The sequence below is a fragment of the Aquimarina atlantica genome, assembly GCF_000626715.1.
Classification (GTDB): Bacteria; Bacteroidota; Bacteroidia; order Flavobacteriales; family Flavobacteriaceae; genus Aquimarina; species Aquimarina atlantica.
Genome location: NZ_AQRA01000007.1, coordinates 229667 through 246263 on the forward strand (window position 1 = coordinate 229667; position 16597 = coordinate 246263).

The window sequence follows — 16597 nt, forward strand, 5'->3', positions numbered from 1 at the left end:
AAATATAGGTATTTATATGAGAAACGTATTACATATTCATATATTGAAAAAATGACCACATGTTTTATAAATACAATTATGATGAAAGGAGCTTTATGATTCACTTTTCACAGATTCATTTTCAACATCTGGAACAGGATCATATCCACTTCCTCCCCAGGGATGACAGCTAAAAATACGCTTAATTGAAAGCATTCCTCCTTTAAAAAGCCCATGTTTTTGTAATGCTTCAAGAGTATAATGTGAACAAGTAGGATGATAACGACAGGTAGCAGGAGTTAACGGTGATATCAGATTTTGATATAGCTTAACCAATACCACAAATGGAAATATTAAAATTTGTTTTATGGTCGTCTTAAAAGCCAAAATAGTTTAATTTAATGAAAAGCTAGTGCCATCCCGTCCATCCTTAAGTTGAATACCAATTTCTATAAGTTCATCTCTAATTTTATCACTGGTGGCAAAATCTTTATTAGCTCTTGCTTCTGCTCTTAAGTTAATCAATAATTCGATAGCTCCAGAAAGCTTATCACTTATATCTGAAGCAGTTTCGTTTATATTCACTAATCCAAGAACGTCAAAAACAAAATCATGTATAGTTTTACGTAATAATTCAAGATCAGCTGCAGAAATTGTAGCCTTTTGTTCTTTAATAGTATTCACAAACTTAACGGCATCAAATAACTTCGCAATTAAGATAGGACTGTTAAAATCATCATTCATTGCATCATAGCATTCCTGTCTCCAGTTTTGCACATTAAATCCTTCGGTAGCTGAGCTAGTGGATAGTTTGTCGATAGTTTGTATTGCATCTATCAATTTATAAAATCCTTTTTCAGAAGCTTCTAATGCATCATTAGAAAAATCCAAAATACTCCTGTAATGCGCCTGAAGCATAAAAAACCTAACAATGGTAGGATCAAATGGCTTACTTAAAAAGTTATTGTTTCCCGAAAATAATTCTCCCGGAGATATAGTATTCCCTGTTGATTTAGACATTTTTTTACCATTAAGAGTAAGCATATTGGCATGCATCCAATAATTTACAGGAGTTTGACCACAAGCGGCTTCTCCCTGTGCAATTTCACATTCGTGATGAGGAAATTTTAAATCCATCCCTCCTCCATGAATATCGAATCGCTCTCCTAGGTATTTAGTACTCATTACAGTACACTCCAGATGCCAACCAGGGAAACCATCACTCCACGGAGATGGCCAACGCATAATGTGCTGAGGTTCTGCTTTTTTCCAAAGCGCAAAATCCTGAGGATTTTTTTTGTCACTTTGAGCAGATAACTCCCGGGTATTTGCAATCATATCCTCTAGATTACGTCCACTTAACTTTCCGTAATGATTGGTATCATTAAATTTTTGAACATCAAAATAGATAGAACCATTAGATTCGTATGCAAAACCATTATCAATAATGGTTTTGATAATTTCAATTTGTTCTACGATATGTCCAGTAGCTGTAGGCTCTATACTTGGCGGTATTGCATTAAATTTAGACATCACATGATGAAAATCTAAGGTATATCGCTGTACGATTTCCATAGGTTCTAACTCCTCTAATCGTGCTTTTTTAGCTACTTTATCCTCACCTTCATCTGCATCATTTTCGAGATGACCAGCATCAGTAATATTTCTAACATAGCGAACTTTATACTCCAGATGTCTCAGGTATCTAAATACTAAATCAAAAGAAATAAATGTACGACAGTTTCCTAAGTGTACATTGCTATAAACCGTAGGGCCACATACATACATTCCTATATTACCTTCTATAATAGATTTAAATGTTTCTTTTTGACCTGAAATGGAATTATAAATTTTTAATTCCTGAGTTTTATACAACGAAGTTGCTGCCATGATGTAGAGTGATGCTTATGATTTTGTTGAAAATAAAATTAAAAGGTAGTGTCTAGTTTGATATAGTCTAAAAATTCTCGTTTTACAGATTGCTCTTTAAATTTACCACCAAACTCGCTGGTAACCGTACTGCTTTCTATGTCTCTAATTCCTCGGGAATTAACACATAGATGTTTTGCGTCGATAACACAAGCTACATCCTTTGTTCCCAGAACTACCTGTAAATCTTGAACAATTTGCATGGTTAAGCGCTCTTGTACTTGCGGACGTTTTGCATAATAATCAACAATACGATTCATTTTGGATAATCCAACTACAGTACCATTAGAAATATATGCTACATGGGCACGACCAACGATTGGGAGTAAATGATGTTCGCAGGTAGAATATACAGTGATGTTTTTCTCTACCAACATCTCTCCGTATTTATAATGATTGTCAAATGTAGAAGCATCTGGTTTTCTTTGAGGATGAAGGCCCGAAAAAATCTCATTTACAAACATTTTTGCTACACGTTGAGGAGTACCTTTAAGGCTATCATCTGTTAGATCTAGTCCCAAAGTTTCCATAATATGTTTTACATCTTCTTTAATCAAAGCAATTTTTTCGGCATCACTAAGTTTAAAGGCATCTTCTCTAAGAGGAGTGGTAGCGCTAGTAGCTACATGATTATCACCTAGCGCTTCAATAGCTTCGAGGGCCTTGTCAATTTTCACACTTCAAAATTTTATAATTTATTAAAATTCTCATTTTTTTGTAACATAAATAGAATCGTATTAATGAATACCTTCTATATTATGGTGTGCAAAGATACAATTTTGTTGTTTTACTTAGTAAAAGCTATGTTAAACAATTGTAGATATTAGTTTTCTTAGAGAAGTTCTGTATATTTAAGTCCCAAATTGAACTGTAACACACGAAAAATAAAGTTTTAACGTTATATGAAAATGGCAAAAGGATTACCTCAAATTTTGTTACTTTTTAGCATTCTTGTTTTTAAAAGTACATTTTTTTATGCTCAGGACTTTGATGTAGCTTGTAGAGCTGCTCAGCCTTTTTGTTCTGATGCTTCTTTAGAATTGACTTTCCCTAATGTAACTGGTGATATGGATGGCCTTGGTGAAGTAGGTTGTTTAAATACTACTCCTAATCCGGCATGGTACTTTATTCGTATCGATCAACCAGGGGAATTGATTTTTGATATCCAGCAATGGGTGGATAGTAATGATAATAGTAATTTAGATAGAGGAGAAAGGCAGCTTGATGTAGATTTTATTGCATGGGGTCCTTTCCCAACTTCATTTGTGAATTGTGATATCCTTTCTCAGGGATGTGATAATAATGGAGACGGAGATAATATACGTCCTGCAGAATGTGTAAATAATGTCGATGATCCAGATTATTATGTTAACAATATGGATAATACCAATATCATAGATTGTAGTTATGCAAGGACGCCGGATGATGATATTTATATAGAAACATTAACGATACCTAATGCGCAATCTGGTGAGTACTACATTATTCTAATTACTAATTTTGCAGATGAGGCAGGAGTTATTCAGCTTCAGCAAACCAATCTTAATGAAGATAATGCAGGAACTACAGATTGTAGTATTTTAGAACCAGGTGTAGGACCTGATATTGCTACATGTGGTGAATTTCCGATTACTATAGAAGGCAGATTTCCCAGAGCTGTAACGTATCAATGGGCCAGAGCAGATGTGGGAACTACTAATTTTGTAAATGTTCCAGGGCCTCCTGGGGTAATACCATTTTTAGAAGTTACTACAGAAGGAGTGTATCAATTAAGAGGTTTTGATGAAACAGGAGCAGAGGTTCCTGATTCTCCCGATGATTTAGTAGTACTGGATGTTTCAGATGCTGTTGTTTCTGTAGGATATTCTATTGCAGAAGAATCTTTTGCAGGAGGGTATACTATTACGGCAGAAGTAGTTGCTGCTCCCGATGTAGAAGCTGCAGGGTTTGATGATTTTGAGTATAGACTTGACCGGGATATAGGAAATGGCTTTTTAGAATATAGACCTTTTCAATCTTCACCAATATTTACTAATGTTCCGCCAGGAGATTATTTTATTACAGCCAGATATGCAAATTGCCCTGCTAGTGAAGAAATATCTGATGTTATTATGATCTTAGGGTATCCAAAATATTTTACCCCAAATGGGGATGGTTTTCACGACACCTGGAGCCTGATTAATATCGAAGACCAGCCTACCGCACTAATCTATATATTTGATAGATATGGTAAGCTGTTAAAACAGCTAAGAGCAGGAGGCCCGGGGTGGGATGGTACTTATAATGGAAAAAATATGCCTTCTTCAGATTATTGGTTTAGGGTAGAGTTTAATGAACCCAGAGATCCGAATATGCGACGGAGAGTTTTTGCAGGTAACTTTTCGTTGATACGATAAAAATACTGTTATACAAAAAAAATACTGTTATACAAAAAAACCGAGATTGTAGTATCTCGGTTTTTTTGTATGATAAATATTATTTTAGAAATTCATGCCAAAAGTGAATGTAAGATTTCGCATTTGGCTATCTACAAGAGCTGCATTGTTAAATCCAGAATTAGGATAAAATTGTTCGGTGCGTTCTTGCTCACTGTAATCATAAGCAATATCAATTTTGAATTTCCCAAAAGAATATCCTGTTCCAACAGAATATCCTGTTTTTTCTCCAAGGATCAAATCGTTTTTATAAGGGCTTTCTTCAAAACGATATCCGCCTCTAATGCTCCAGTTTTCTACCCTCCATTCGGTACCTATTCTTATGGTAGATGCGCCTTGTAGGTTGTCATTAATTTCTCTATTAAGGTTAGAGAAGCTAATGTTTTCGTCAGAGCTTAATTTTGTTGTAGAATAATCTTTATAAGAGTAATCAAGGCTAATTAATCCATGTTGTTTAAATAATATAGCAATACTACCCGTTGCTTTTGCTGGTGTACGTAATTTATATTCTGGAAAAATATTGATAACATCGGGATCAACAATAGACCTCCCGTCTGTATCGCTAAATGTTTCGAGGCGCTGAGTGGTTTCTTCTTCGATGTAGTACCATGTAGGAGATTCAAAAGAAGCTCCTAAACGGATCATTTCGGATACTTTGGCAATACCTCCAATTTGAGCAGAAAACCCTCCACCGGTAGTAGATAATTTATTGGTAAATGTTACTTCGTTAACATTACTACCTGCATTGTTATTTCCTTCAAAAAACTCAGTAACTCTGTCGTAATTAATAAAATGAGAATTAACATTAAACCCTACATAAAAAACTTGATTAATTTGCGCACCTCCATTTAAGGTGAATTTCCCATTTAGACCAGTACTTTCATAATAATATTCCTGATCAAAAACACCAGGTGCAATATTCGAAAAATAAGAAGTGTTATTGGGGTTATCAACATCTGTTGCTTCTATAACAAAAGCTTCGCGACCCAGGAATGCTTGCTGAGTAGCATACCCTTCGGATTCTCCAAGAAAACTATAAAGCTGGTCTATAGATTCTCCCGATCTTCTCGAAATCAAATCGAGAGGTAGTCCTTGTGCTTCGGCAAGAAAAAAGTTATCGATAGAATTAGAACTTCTCCCGAAAGCAGCAAATTCATTAACATTATTTGCAGTTTGATCATACGCTAATCCTAAAGAAAGTTTATTAATGATCGCATCATCATTGTAATGATCGAAAATAAAAACGGCCCCTACCTGGTTAAAATTTAAATTTCTAGAATCACGATTGGCTAAACGATCAGAGTAATTTACATCGTTATCAATATGGCTTGTAGAAATGGTTACCGATCCATGAGAGTTTAAAAAAACGGCTGATCCCGCTGGGTTAATTTGCAGGGCAGACAAATCTCCGCCCAAGGCTCCAAAAGCACCACTCATGGCTCTGTAACGTGCAGTACCAAGGATATCTTGTTGTGAATAACGTAATGCATCGGTCATATCTTGAGCACTCATAAAAGACATAGATAGTACACCTATGAATAAGAATAGCTTTTTCATCAATTTTTTAAATTTTGAATTACAGAATACCTCAAAAATAAGTAAGATATTTGGGAAAGTTATCTAACAATTGTTATAAGGTTTGAATTAAGTTTTTTAGTTTCTTCCGCGACTTCTGCTGCCACCACGACTTCCGCTACTTCTGGATCTACTACTGCTTCCTGATCGTGAATACCCACTGCTGCGAGGTACACTACTTCTTGAATACCCAGAGCTTCTACTTCTTGAAGAATTATTCGACGAAGGAGAGTATCCTCTACTTCTGGTCGAATTACTTCTGGATCTTGTCGTAGTTGCTGGTCTGGAGTATCTTGTCGAATTACTTCTTCCTACCGAAGATGATCGTGAACGAGAATATGTATTATTTGAAGACCTGGATCTGTTGTAATAATTGTTTGATGAAGATCGCGTTCTTCTTGCGGCATCAACTCTTCTGCTGCTATACCCTTGCCTGCTTCTGCTATAAGTTGAAGATCTTCGCGACCTGGTGTTGTATTTTGAATTATTATAAGCTCTTCGACTTCTGGTAGAGTATGCATAAGAGTTTCTTGCACTTCTGTTATATGCTCTATAACGAGATCTCCCATAGTATGGATACCTGTTATAATATGGGCGATGATATCCTCTGTAGTATCCTGCATAACCTCCATAAAAGTAAGGAGGGCAATAGTAACCACCATACCAGTAAGGATTACCCCAACCAAATCCCCATCCAGGGCCATTCCATCCCCATCCGGCGTTCCATCCCCATCCATTGCCGTACCAACCATTCCATCCCCATCCGGAGTTCCATCCCCATCCAGGACCCCAGTTATTCCAACCGGTATTGTAAAGATTAACGCTGATTTCTGTAGGGTTGCTGCCCCATGCTGGTTGTCCAACTTCGTAGTTTAATGCAGTGGCAGTTGTGTCTGCAGCATCATACCCTTCGCTAGAATAAGAATCAATATCAGTAAAAATTACATCTTCCTCAATTGCAGTATCGATTTGTGCAGATTTTTCAGAAAAATAACTAGAATAATAATTAGATTTTTTATCTGTATTATTAGGTTGGGTCTCAATGTTTTTTTGGCTTCCTGCGTCACCATAAATACCATCTCTGTAAGGAGTATATTCATATGAGCCACAAGATGTCAACATAAGGATGGCAGCCAAAAGTAAAAAACCTAAAGCTCCACTTTTCTGAAAATAATTTTTAAGTCGCATATCTTCTTATTTTATTGTTGAACATTACAAATTTAGTTAGTTTTGCGCTAACTAAATTATATTTAACAGAGCCACAACATTTGTGCCAAATAGGAGTTTATGAGTAAGAATTTAACAAAGCGTAGCGAAGATTATTCGAAATGGTATAACGAATTGGTCGTTAAGGCCGACCTGGCCGAGAATTCGGCAGTAAGAGGATGTATGGTGATCAAACCATATGGATATGCTATTTGGGAAAAAATGCAGGCAGAATTAGATAAAAAATTTAAAGAAACAGGGCATCAAAATGCTTATTTTCCATTATTTGTACCTAAAAGTTTATTCGAAGCAGAAGAAAAAAATGCTGAAGGATTTGCAAAAGAGTGCGCAGTAGTTACTCACTATAGATTAAAAACTGACCCAGAAGATAGTTCTAAATTAATTGTGGACCCTAAAGCTAAGTTAGAAGAAGAATTGATTGTGCGTCCAACTTCTGAGGCTATTATATGGAATACATATAAAGGGTGGATACAGTCATATAGAGATTTACCTTTGTTAGTGAATCAATGGGCTAATGTAGTACGATGGGAAATGCGTACCAGGCTATTTCTTCGAACTGCAGAGTTTTTATGGCAGGAAGGGCATACTGCTCATGCCACAAGACAAGAAGCAATTGCTGAGACTGAGCAAATGAATAATGTATATGCAGATTTTGCAGAGCAGTTTATGGCTATTCCTGTAATAAGAGGAAGGAAAACAGAGAGTGAGCGTTTTGCCGGAGCAGAAGATACGTATTGTATCGAGGCACTAATGCAAGATGGAAAAGCATTACAGGCAGGTACTTCACACTTCTTAGGGCAGAATTTTGCAAAAGCTTTTGATGTGAAATTTACATCAAAAGAAGGTAAATTAGATTATGTCTGGGCTACTTCGTGGGGAGTTTCTACTCGCTTAATGGGAGCTTTAATTATGACTCATAGTGATGATAACGGCTTGGTACTGCCACCTAACTTGGCTCCTATTCAAGTAGTGATTGTTCCTATATATAAGGGAGAAGAGCAATTAAATCAAATTTCTGAAGTTGCTAATGCATTAGTCGCTGACTTAAGATCTAAAGGGATTTCTGTTAAGTTTGATAATAGAGATACACATAGACCTGGGGCTAAATTTGCTCAATATGAGTTACAGGGAGTTCCTCTTAGGATTGCAATAGGGCCTAAGGATTTAGAAAAAGGAACTGTAGAACTTGCTCGTCGTGATACGTTAACAAAACAATTTGTTGCTAAAGATGAAGTTGTTGCAACTATAGAATTGTTACTTGTAGAGATTCAGGAAAGTTTGCATCAAAAAGCAACTCAATATAGAGATGAACATATCACAGAAGTAAATTCTTTTGATGAATTTAAAGATGTTTTAGAGAATAAAGGAGGGTTTATTTCGGCGCATTGGGATGGTTCTGCAGAGACAGAGCAAAAAATAAAGGAGCTTACTAAAGCTACAATACGATGTATTCCTTTTGATGCAAAAGAAGAGGAAGGAAGCTGTGTTTATAGTAATAAGCCATCAAAAATGAGGGTGTTATTTGCTAAGGCATATTAAGGGTTTTAGAAAAAAATAAAATAACACTTGCAGCATTAAAAAATAGTTGTATTTTTGCATCCGCAATTAGACAACATGGCCCGTTCGTCTATCGGCTAGGACGCCAGGTTTTCATCCTGGTAAGAGGGGTTCGATTCCCCTACGGGCTACAATAATGAAATTAATTGCAAATTTAAAGTGAAAGCTATAAATTTGCAATCCTTGAAAAGGGAAAATGGCCCGTTCGTCTATCGGCTAGGACGCCAGGTTTTCATCCTGGTAAGAGGGGTTCGATTCCCCTACGGGCTACAAATTTTATAGTAAGAAATTTAATAGAAGAGAGATGGCAAATCATAAGTCAGCATTAAAAAGAATCAGAAGTAACGAGACAAAACGTCTTAGAAACAGATATCAGCATAAAACTACGCGTAATGCTATAAAAAAATTACGTGAGTCTGATAAGAAAGAAGCAGAGACTTTGTTTCCTACAGTTGTTTCTATGCTTGATAAGTTAGCTAAGAATAATGTTATTCATAAGAATAAAGCTGCTAACTTAAAATCACAATTAGCAAAACACGTAGCTGCGCTTTAAGTAGCTGTACTTTTATTATAATATTAAATCAGGAGTGATACGTTATGGTGTCACTCCTGATTTTTTATTTATCATCAGAATTATTTTTTAAGGAATTTAGAAAATAATTACAATAACAAGTCCATTAGAACAGACAATAATAATAATTATTGTTACTCTTTTGCCTTCGTGTGTCACTCCTTCAAAAACAGTTACAGGCTCATTTTTGTATTCGTGATGTACCTGGATTACTTCTCCGTTAATTCTATGTTCAGCTAGCCCAATTCCAGAAAATTGTCTTTCGGTGATTCTGTAATCGGCAAAATCATCTTTTTTGAGATTTGCTTTTTCTAAAAATGTTTCTAAAGTAATTTCTGTGCCTCTACGTTCCATAGGGTACTCATCTGCTCGTATGACACCATATTTTTCATGATAATCGAGTTTTATGTCATCAGGTATTTCAGATCTCTTGATGCCGGTAATGTCTTCTTGAGTAATTGTTTCTGGAGTTTCGATTGTGGTGTTAACTTCTTTTTCACAAGATGAGAATAGTAGTAACATAAAACTCGTCAAGATGGTTAGTGTGAATTTTTTCATAAGGTTTTAAGATTTATACCAGTTTCTGGTCGAATTTATATAGTAACAGAAACCAGTACTAGTTGTTCATACTCTGTTAAAGGATTTTCTGATTCCTCCTAAAATTAATTTTGTTGGTAAAGTAAAGTTAGAGATATTTTTACCTTAATAAAAGGGGGATTTCCCCTGTTTTTGGGTTTTATTAATTGATTTTCAGTGTTTTGTGATTTAAGTGTTGTCTTGGAGTGCTAGTTTACTTGGCTTTGTTTTTTTCTTCTATCCATCTAGACATAAATTCGGTACTGCGTAGTGTATGATGCTGTAGTATACTGCCTATAAAGTTTTCGGTACGATGTTTATTAAGGTTTTTTTGAAGTTTAGAGACCTGATCCAGAAATGGATTGGAGAACTTTTCTTTTTGAAATCGTGTATTTATAATCTCTATTCCATTTTGTTGAGATTGTTGCCATAAACTTTTGTTATTATATAGCCTTATAGCTGCTTTGGCAAACTTTGAAGGATCATCGATAACAAAACCGTTCCAGTCGGTTTCCTCATCATCAAACATTCCTTCTGATCCAATAGAAGTGGTTACACTTGGTGTGCCACAAAGCATGGCTTCTGCAAGTTTTCCTTTAATTCCCGCTCCAAATCGCAAAGGAGCCAGGCAAACACGAGCTTGCGACATTATTTCTGTTGCATCTTTTGCCCATCCTTTAATGTGAAACCCTTCTGCTGGATGATGTAGTTGTGTTGCTTTAGGAGGAGGATATGCTCCATAGATATGCAGTTCTGTTTCTGGAAGTTCTTTCCTGATTAATGGCCAAATGACTTCTTTAAGATATAATACACTATTCCAGTTAGGTTCGTGGCGAAAATTTCCTATAGTAACAAAATGTTTTCTGTTTTTGTATTCTAACCATCTTTTTTTTATCTCTGTAGTAATGGGGTCAAACAGAAAAGGTAAATAGAATAATAGATTTTCGTTTATTTTAAATATGTCTTTAAGAAGTTTTATTTCAAAATCAGAAATAATTAAGGATAGATCACATCGATATATACTTGCGATCTCTCGTTTTGTAATATCGCTAGATAAAAGAGTGTCGTTGTTAAAGGTTATATTGCTTTTAAATGATTCTTGACGGGTTTTTCTAAGACTATGTAGGTCTTCTGTATTTAATATTTTTAATGCATTAGGGCAATGTTTTGCGACTCTCCATCCAAACTGTTCTTCGGTCATAAATCGATCAAATATCACTATGTCTGGTTGTAATTTTTTGATAAAATTATCAAAACTGGAATTATTAAGTGCTATAGCTACTTTAGAGATGTTTGTGTTTTCGAGGTTTACCATATGCTCTGTTTCTGCTGCAGGACTGGTAAAGGTGATTTTCCAGTTTTGCGCCTCGAATAATGCTATAAGCTGCATCATTCTGCTTCCTGCTGCCGAAGAATTGGGTTCTGGCCAAACAAAGCCTATAATAAGGATATGATTCATTATTTGTGCAATCAAAAAAGCCTCAGTAAAACTGAGGCTATATGTTGTTTAACTATTATTTATTATAGTTTTGCAAAAAGTGCATTCATTTTTTCTTTTTCTTCTTTTGCAAGTTCCTGATCAACCAAAATTCGACCACTGTGTTCATCTGTGATGATTTTCTTGCGAGAAGCAATTTCCATCTGTACTTGCGGCGGAATGGTAAAGAATGATCCTCCAGAAGCACCACGTTCAATTGGCACAACGGCAAGTCCATTTTTTACATTACTACGTATTCTTTTATAAGCATTGATTAAGCGTTCTTCGATTTCTTTTTGGTAATCTTCAGACTTAGAAATTAAAGCTTGTTCTTCTTTTTCAGTTTCAGCTAAAATAGCATCAAGTTCTCCTTTTTTGTGAGAAAGGTGAGCGTTACGTTCTCCCAGTTTTGTTTTGGTTTGATCGATGATCTCATTTTTTTGAACAATCTGAGCTTTGTGTTCCTTGATGTGCTTTTCTGCTAATTGAATTTCTAATTCCTGGAATTCAATTTCTTTACTAAGTGAATTGTATTCGCGATTATTACGAACATTTTTTTGTTGTTCTCCGTATTTTTTGATTAGTGCTTTAGCTTCTTCAATTAGATTTTTCCTGTTGCTAATGCCTTCAGCGATAGTCTCAAGATCATTGTTTAGCTTTTCTAATCTTTTGTTTAATCCGGCTACTTCATCTTCAAGATCTTCAACCTCTAAAGGTAATTCTCCGCGTACATTTCTGATCTCATCAACTCTAGAGTCTATTAATTGCAAGTCATATAATGCTCTTAATTTTTGCTCAACAGTAACTTCTTTCTTTGCCATATTTTATATGTATTGAATAGGATTGGTATTTTTATCCGATAAAATGATTGCAAAATTACTGATTTTTTTTCTAAGATAACTAACAATTAGGTTTTTTGTGTATTGTTCGCTTTCATAATGACCAATATCGGCTAATATTAACCTCCCTTCGGCTTCATAAAATTGATGATATTTTAAATCTGCAGTGATAAAAATATCTGCACCTGCCCGATGTGCATTAGCAATAGCAAAACTACCGCTACCACCAAGAACAGCTACTTTTTTTATAGGTTTGTTTAGTAATGCCGAGTGTCGTACACATCCGGTTTTGAAAACTTTTTTGATGTGTTTTAAAAAATCGAGTTCTTCTACCGGATTTGGTAGTTCTCCAATCATGCCCATCCCAATATTTTGATTTTTATTTTCGAGAGTCGTAATTTCATAGGCAACTTCTTCATAAGAATGATTCTCAAAAAGAGTTTTGAGGATTTTGCCTTCGCAATGTTTGGGGTACGTAACTTGAATCTGAGTCTCTTTTTCGTGATGTGTTTTTCCGATTTCGCCAATTGAAGGATTTGCAGTATCAGAGGCTCTAAATGTTCCCGTGCCTTCAGAAGAAAAACTGCAATTGTCATAATTACCAATGCTTCCTGCCCCGGCTTCGAATAGTTTGTCGCGTAGTGCTTCGGCTTCAGCAGTAGGAGCAAAAGTGACTAATTTCTTAATATTTCCGCTTTGCGGGATAAGAATCTTACGATTCAGAAGGCCTAACTGTTCGCATATCATATTATTTACCCCATGTATCGCATTGTCTAGTGCAGTATGAATCGCAAAAATAGCTATATCATTTTTAATAGCTTTCATTACTACTCGTTCTACATAGTTATTACCATTAAACTTTTTGAGTCCCTTAAATACGATAGGGTGAAAACTTATAATGAGATTACAGTTATTTTCTATCGCTTCATCTACTATATTTTCGAGAGTATCCAGGGTTACCAGAATCCCTGTCACGACAGTTTCGCGACTACCTATCAATAAACCAACATTATCAAAATCCTCTGCGTATGTGATCGGAGCTAAAGTTTCAAGATGTTGTATAACCTCTTTTATTTGCATTATAATATGTTTTTGAATAAAAATTGAATGTAAAAAAACTTTTATCAATAATCAAAGTTTCGTTTTATACTTTTGTTGCAGTGATATATTGAAAATTTTAAACGTGTGAATTTACTGCGAAAAATACTTCTACCTTTTGTACCTTTTTATTATCTGATTACCTGGTTGAGAAATAAATTGTATGATTTGGGGATTAAAAAATCTACGACGTATACCTTTCCGATAATAGCTGTAGGAAATCTTAGTGTAGGAGGAACAGGTAAATCACCAATGATAGAATATTTAGTGACTTTGCTTAAGGATACGGTGTCATTAGCAACACTTAGTCGGGGATATAAAAGAGAAACCAAAGGATTTAAGCTGGTCGCTACTTCTTCTACAGCAAAACAAGTAGGAGATGAGCCACTTCAGTTTAAAAGAAAATTCGCAGATGTCATCGTAGCGGTAGATGCAAATCGTCGTAGTGGAATTTCTAATTTAAGATCGTTGACACCTCAACCAGAAGTAATTTTATTAGATGATGCTTATCAACATCGTAAGGTAAAAGCAGGATTCTATATTTTGCTTACGGCATATTATGATCTCTACTGTAATGACATTGTTTTGCCTACAGGAAATTTAAGAGAACCAAAAAAAGGAGCCGATCGAGCAGATATTATTATAGTTACAAAATGTCCTCATTCATTGTCTTTTGAAGAACAGAAAAGAATTACAGATAAACTAGCAATAAAACCCAATCAGGATTTGTTTTTTACTACTATTGATTATGGAAATGATATTGCAAATGTTTCAGAAAAAAAATCAATCAGCTCCTTACAAAATGTTCATTTTACTTTGGTGACTGGTATTGCTAATCCTACTCCTTTATTAGATTATTATACTTCTTTAGGACTAACATTTGATCATATTAGTTTTTCTGATCATCATAATTTTACCGATACCGAATTGGATAAATTAAATAATCTTGAATGTATTATTACTACAGAAAAAGATTATGTAAGATTAGCTTCGGATATTTCTGAAGAGAAATTATGGTACCAGCCTATAGAAGTAAGGTTTTTAGAAGGAGCTTCTTCTTTTAATGATAGAATATTGAAGTTTATTGAAAAAAAATAAGACCCTATTAAAGGATCTTATTTTTTAATTCTGGCTAACTCAAATAAGTTTATGTATATAAACTCGATTAACCTTTGTTTTTCAAAAGCCGTGCCAAATCACTAAGCAGTGGCTTGTTTTTTTACCAGTGCCTTATGGAGTTTTGTGAAAAACTCTTCAGTTTTATACGGTTTTGGTATAATGTCATTAAAACCGTTATCATAGAATTCATCCAGATTATCATCAAGAGTGACTGCTGTTAATGCTATAATTGGAATTTCTTTATTGAATTTCCTAATTTGTTTGGTGGCTTCAATACCGCTGATTCCTGGCATATGAATATCCATAAGAATAAGATCAAAGGTGTTTTCTTTTGTTTTATTTACTGCAATATCACCATTATCTGCAACATCACATTTTATCTCATTCTTTTCTAATATTTTTCTCGTAATTAGTTGATTAATTTTATTGTCTTCGACTACCAGTATGTGTTTATCAACCATTATACTGTAATCAATTTTCTTAGCTTCTTCAGCATAATTGGTACTCTTGTCTTCAAAAACTTCGAATTTAAGATCAAATAAAAATTTTGATCCCTTACCTAATTCACTTTCTAATTTGATCTCACTATCCATTAAGGATAATAAATTCTTTACTATTGATAGTCCTAAGCCTGTACCACCAAATTTTCTATTAATTTGTACAGAACCTTGAGTAAAGTTTTCAAAAATGCTAAGTTGTTTCTTTTCTGATATTCCTACTCCGTTATCTTCAATTTCAAAACTAAGTGAAACTTTATTGTCAATTCGATTAACAGGTTTTACTCGTATCCAAATATCTCCGTTTTGTGTAAATTTTATTGAGTTTCCGATAAGGTTAATTAAAACTTGAGAAACTTTAAGGGGATCTCCTTTAAGTTTAGCCGGGATAGACTCATCAAATTCATAGTGTAAATTATTGTTTCTGTCTTTAGCAGATTTGCCTAAAGCTATTAATACATCGTTTATTCGTTTTTTTAAATTGAATGATGTGTTCTCTAGTTCTACTTTGTTAGCTTCGAGTTTATTGAGGTCGAGAATATTATTGATTAGTGATAAAAGATATTCTCCAGAGAATTTGAGAGAATTAAGATGTTCTTTTTGATTAGGTGTCGGGCTTTCTTCGAGTAACAAATGTGTTAATCCTGTAACAGCATATAGTGGTGTTCTTAGCTCATGTGTTATGGTAGAAAGGAATTGAACTTTGGCCTCACTAGCTCTTTCTGCATTCTCTTTTGCCAAGATAAGTTCGGTGTTTTTATTTTGTAATAACTCGTTTGCTCTGGCTCTTAGATTGTTGTTTTTATAAAGAGAAAGCGTTAAAAGTGATAGTATTGTTATTAAAGCAATACTTAGTATGGTTGTAAGTCGTCCTAATTTTAAAGATCTTTGTTGTTGTATATTTTCTTCTGTTAACTCTTCTATAAGAACATTGTTTTCATTTAAATTTAGTTTCGCACCTGCTTCCTGAGCTATAATTTCTTTATTGGTATTAAAAAGAGCATCTTTTATTTTTTCATGTGCCCTAAGGTTTTTAAGAGAAGCAGGATAATCTTCTTTTCGTTCATATATTTGACTATACAGTTCGAAACATTCTGATTGTATTTCTGCATATCCCATATCTTCACCAATTTGCATAGCCAAATCATTAGTTTTCATGGCTTCGTCAGGTTGGTTTATTGATAATTGTGCTCTGGCTTTATTTGTATAAAGTTTTGCTTTGAAATAATACTGATCAAATGAATTTATGATAGGAAGTCCACTGTTAAAGTGTTGTATAGCTAATTTGGGTTTTTCCTGAGCGAGAGCTAAAAGTCCAAGGTTTAATTTTATAGGCCCTTCCTGATTTTTGTAATCATTTTTTTTGGCAATTATTAATGCATCTTGAAGGGATTTTAATGCTGTTTTAAATTTTCCGAGTTTTGTGGCAATTGACCCATATATTCTATATGAAGAAACAAGCATAAATTCGTCATTGGTTTCTTTCTGAAAAGCAATAGCGTCTAGGATCTGTTCTTCAGCTTTTTTTAGATCTCCCAATTCTCGGTATAACTTAGCAAGCACCATGTTGGTTTTTGCTATATAGGTTTTATTTTGTTGTTGTAAAGCAAGTTCTTTTGCGTTGATAATATTAGAAAGTGCAGGTTCTAATCTAGTTTGATCAATAGATTGTGAAGCATTCATCAAATAGCTCTCAATAGAGTCGTTCATTTGATTGT

14 protein-coding genes and 2 tRNA genes are annotated in these 16597 nt (G+C 34.6%); 6 read left to right on the forward strand and 10 right to left on the reverse strand.

Annotation, left to right across the window (positions count from 1 at the left end; all coding sequences use genetic code 11):
- Positions 1-93: 93 nt before the first annotated feature.
- From yidD to folE, 3 genes are read right to left on the reverse strand one after another with little or no spacing between them, the layout of a single operon-like run.
- Entirely contained in the window at positions 94-348 is a 255-nt protein-coding gene (gene yidD / locus ATO12_RS17075) for a membrane protein insertion efficiency factor YidD (protein ID WP_034244513.1), read from the reverse strand.
- Positions 349-372: 24 nt separating this feature from the next.
- Positions 373-1869, reverse strand: a complete 1497-nt coding sequence (cysS, locus tag ATO12_RS17080) for a cysteine--tRNA ligase (RefSeq protein WP_034244043.1) — start codon at positions 1867-1869, stop codon at positions 373-375.
- A 38-nt stretch (positions 1870-1907) separates the two neighbouring features.
- Positions 1908-2585: a GTP cyclohydrolase I FolE gene (folE, locus tag ATO12_RS17085; protein ID WP_025666690.1), complete on the reverse strand. Its 678-nt coding sequence runs from the start codon at positions 2583-2585 to the stop codon at positions 1908-1910.
- 231 nt (positions 2586-2816) lie between these two features.
- Here folE and ATO12_RS17090 point away from each other — a divergent pair, with 231 nt between their 5' ends.
- Positions 2817-4304 carry a T9SS type B sorting domain-containing protein gene (locus tag ATO12_RS17090; protein ID WP_165583403.1) on the forward strand — a complete coding sequence of 496 codons (1488 nt, stop codon included), beginning with the start codon at positions 2817-2819 and terminating at the stop codon, positions 4302-4304.
- Between the two features lie 84 nt (positions 4305-4388).
- Here the strand turns inward: ATO12_RS17090 and ATO12_RS17095 are convergent, their stop codons facing one another.
- A complete protein-coding gene (locus tag ATO12_RS17095) occupies positions 4389-5900 on the reverse strand; it encodes an OmpP1/FadL family transporter (protein WP_034244049.1) in 1512 nt (503 codons plus the stop codon).
- Positions 5901-5996: 96 nt separating this feature from the next.
- Positions 5997-7106 (reverse strand): hypothetical protein, encoded by a 1110-nt coding sequence (locus tag ATO12_RS25825; RefSeq protein ID WP_131248851.1) that lies wholly within the window; start codon positions 7104-7106, stop codon positions 5997-5999.
- A gap of 99 nt (positions 7107-7205) precedes the next feature.
- Here ATO12_RS25825 and proS point away from each other — a divergent pair, with 99 nt between their 5' ends.
- From proS to rpsT, 4 genes are all read left to right on the forward strand, one after another.
- The gene (proS, locus tag ATO12_RS17105; protein WP_034244052.1) at positions 7206-8684 is read left to right on the forward strand and encodes a proline--tRNA ligase; all 1479 of its coding nucleotides are present in this window, start codon (positions 7206-7208) and stop codon (positions 8682-8684) included.
- A gap of 77 nt (positions 8685-8761) precedes the next feature.
- A tRNA-Glu gene (locus ATO12_RS17110) sits at positions 8762-8833 on the forward strand.
- Between the two features lie 67 nt (positions 8834-8900).
- Positions 8901-8972 (forward strand) — tRNA-Glu (locus tag ATO12_RS17115).
- A gap of 34 nt (positions 8973-9006) precedes the next feature.
- Positions 9007-9255, forward strand: a complete 249-nt coding sequence (gene rpsT, locus ATO12_RS17120) for a 30S ribosomal protein S20 (protein WP_024770782.1) — start codon at positions 9007-9009, stop codon at positions 9253-9255.
- 96 nt (positions 9256-9351) lie between these two features.
- On the opposite strand, the gene ATO12_RS17125 is transcribed toward rpsT, so the two are convergent.
- The 4 genes from ATO12_RS17125 to ATO12_RS17140 form a co-directional block, all read right to left on the reverse strand.
- Positions 9352-9831, reverse strand: coding sequence for a hypothetical protein (locus ATO12_RS17125; RefSeq protein WP_131248852.1), 480 nt, complete (start codon positions 9829-9831; stop codon positions 9352-9354).
- A gap of 232 nt (positions 9832-10063) precedes the next feature.
- Positions 10064-11308, reverse strand: a complete 1245-nt coding sequence (locus ATO12_RS17130; RefSeq protein WP_034244063.1) for a glycosyltransferase family 4 protein — start codon at positions 11306-11308, stop codon at positions 10064-10066.
- Between the two features lie 62 nt (positions 11309-11370).
- A complete protein-coding gene (locus tag ATO12_RS17135) occupies positions 11371-12147 on the reverse strand; it encodes a zinc ribbon domain-containing protein (RefSeq protein ID WP_034244065.1) in 777 nt (258 codons plus the stop codon).
- Between the two features lie 3 nt (positions 12148-12150).
- Positions 12151-13245, reverse strand: a complete 1095-nt coding sequence (locus tag ATO12_RS17140; RefSeq protein ID WP_034244068.1) for a Nif3-like dinuclear metal center hexameric protein — start codon at positions 13243-13245, stop codon at positions 12151-12153.
- 105 nt (positions 13246-13350) lie between these two features.
- Between ATO12_RS17140 and lpxK the strand changes: the two genes are divergently transcribed.
- Complete coding sequence (lpxK, locus tag ATO12_RS17145; protein WP_034244070.1) at positions 13351-14361, forward strand: tetraacyldisaccharide 4'-kinase; 1011 nt, start codon at positions 13351-13353, stop codon at positions 14359-14361.
- A gap of 101 nt (positions 14362-14462) precedes the next feature.
- Here the strand turns inward: lpxK and ATO12_RS17150 are convergent, their stop codons facing one another.
- Positions 14463-16589, reverse strand: a complete 2127-nt coding sequence (locus ATO12_RS17150) for a response regulator (protein WP_081802108.1) — start codon at positions 16587-16589, stop codon at positions 14463-14465.
- Positions 16590-16597 lie beyond the last annotated feature (8 nt).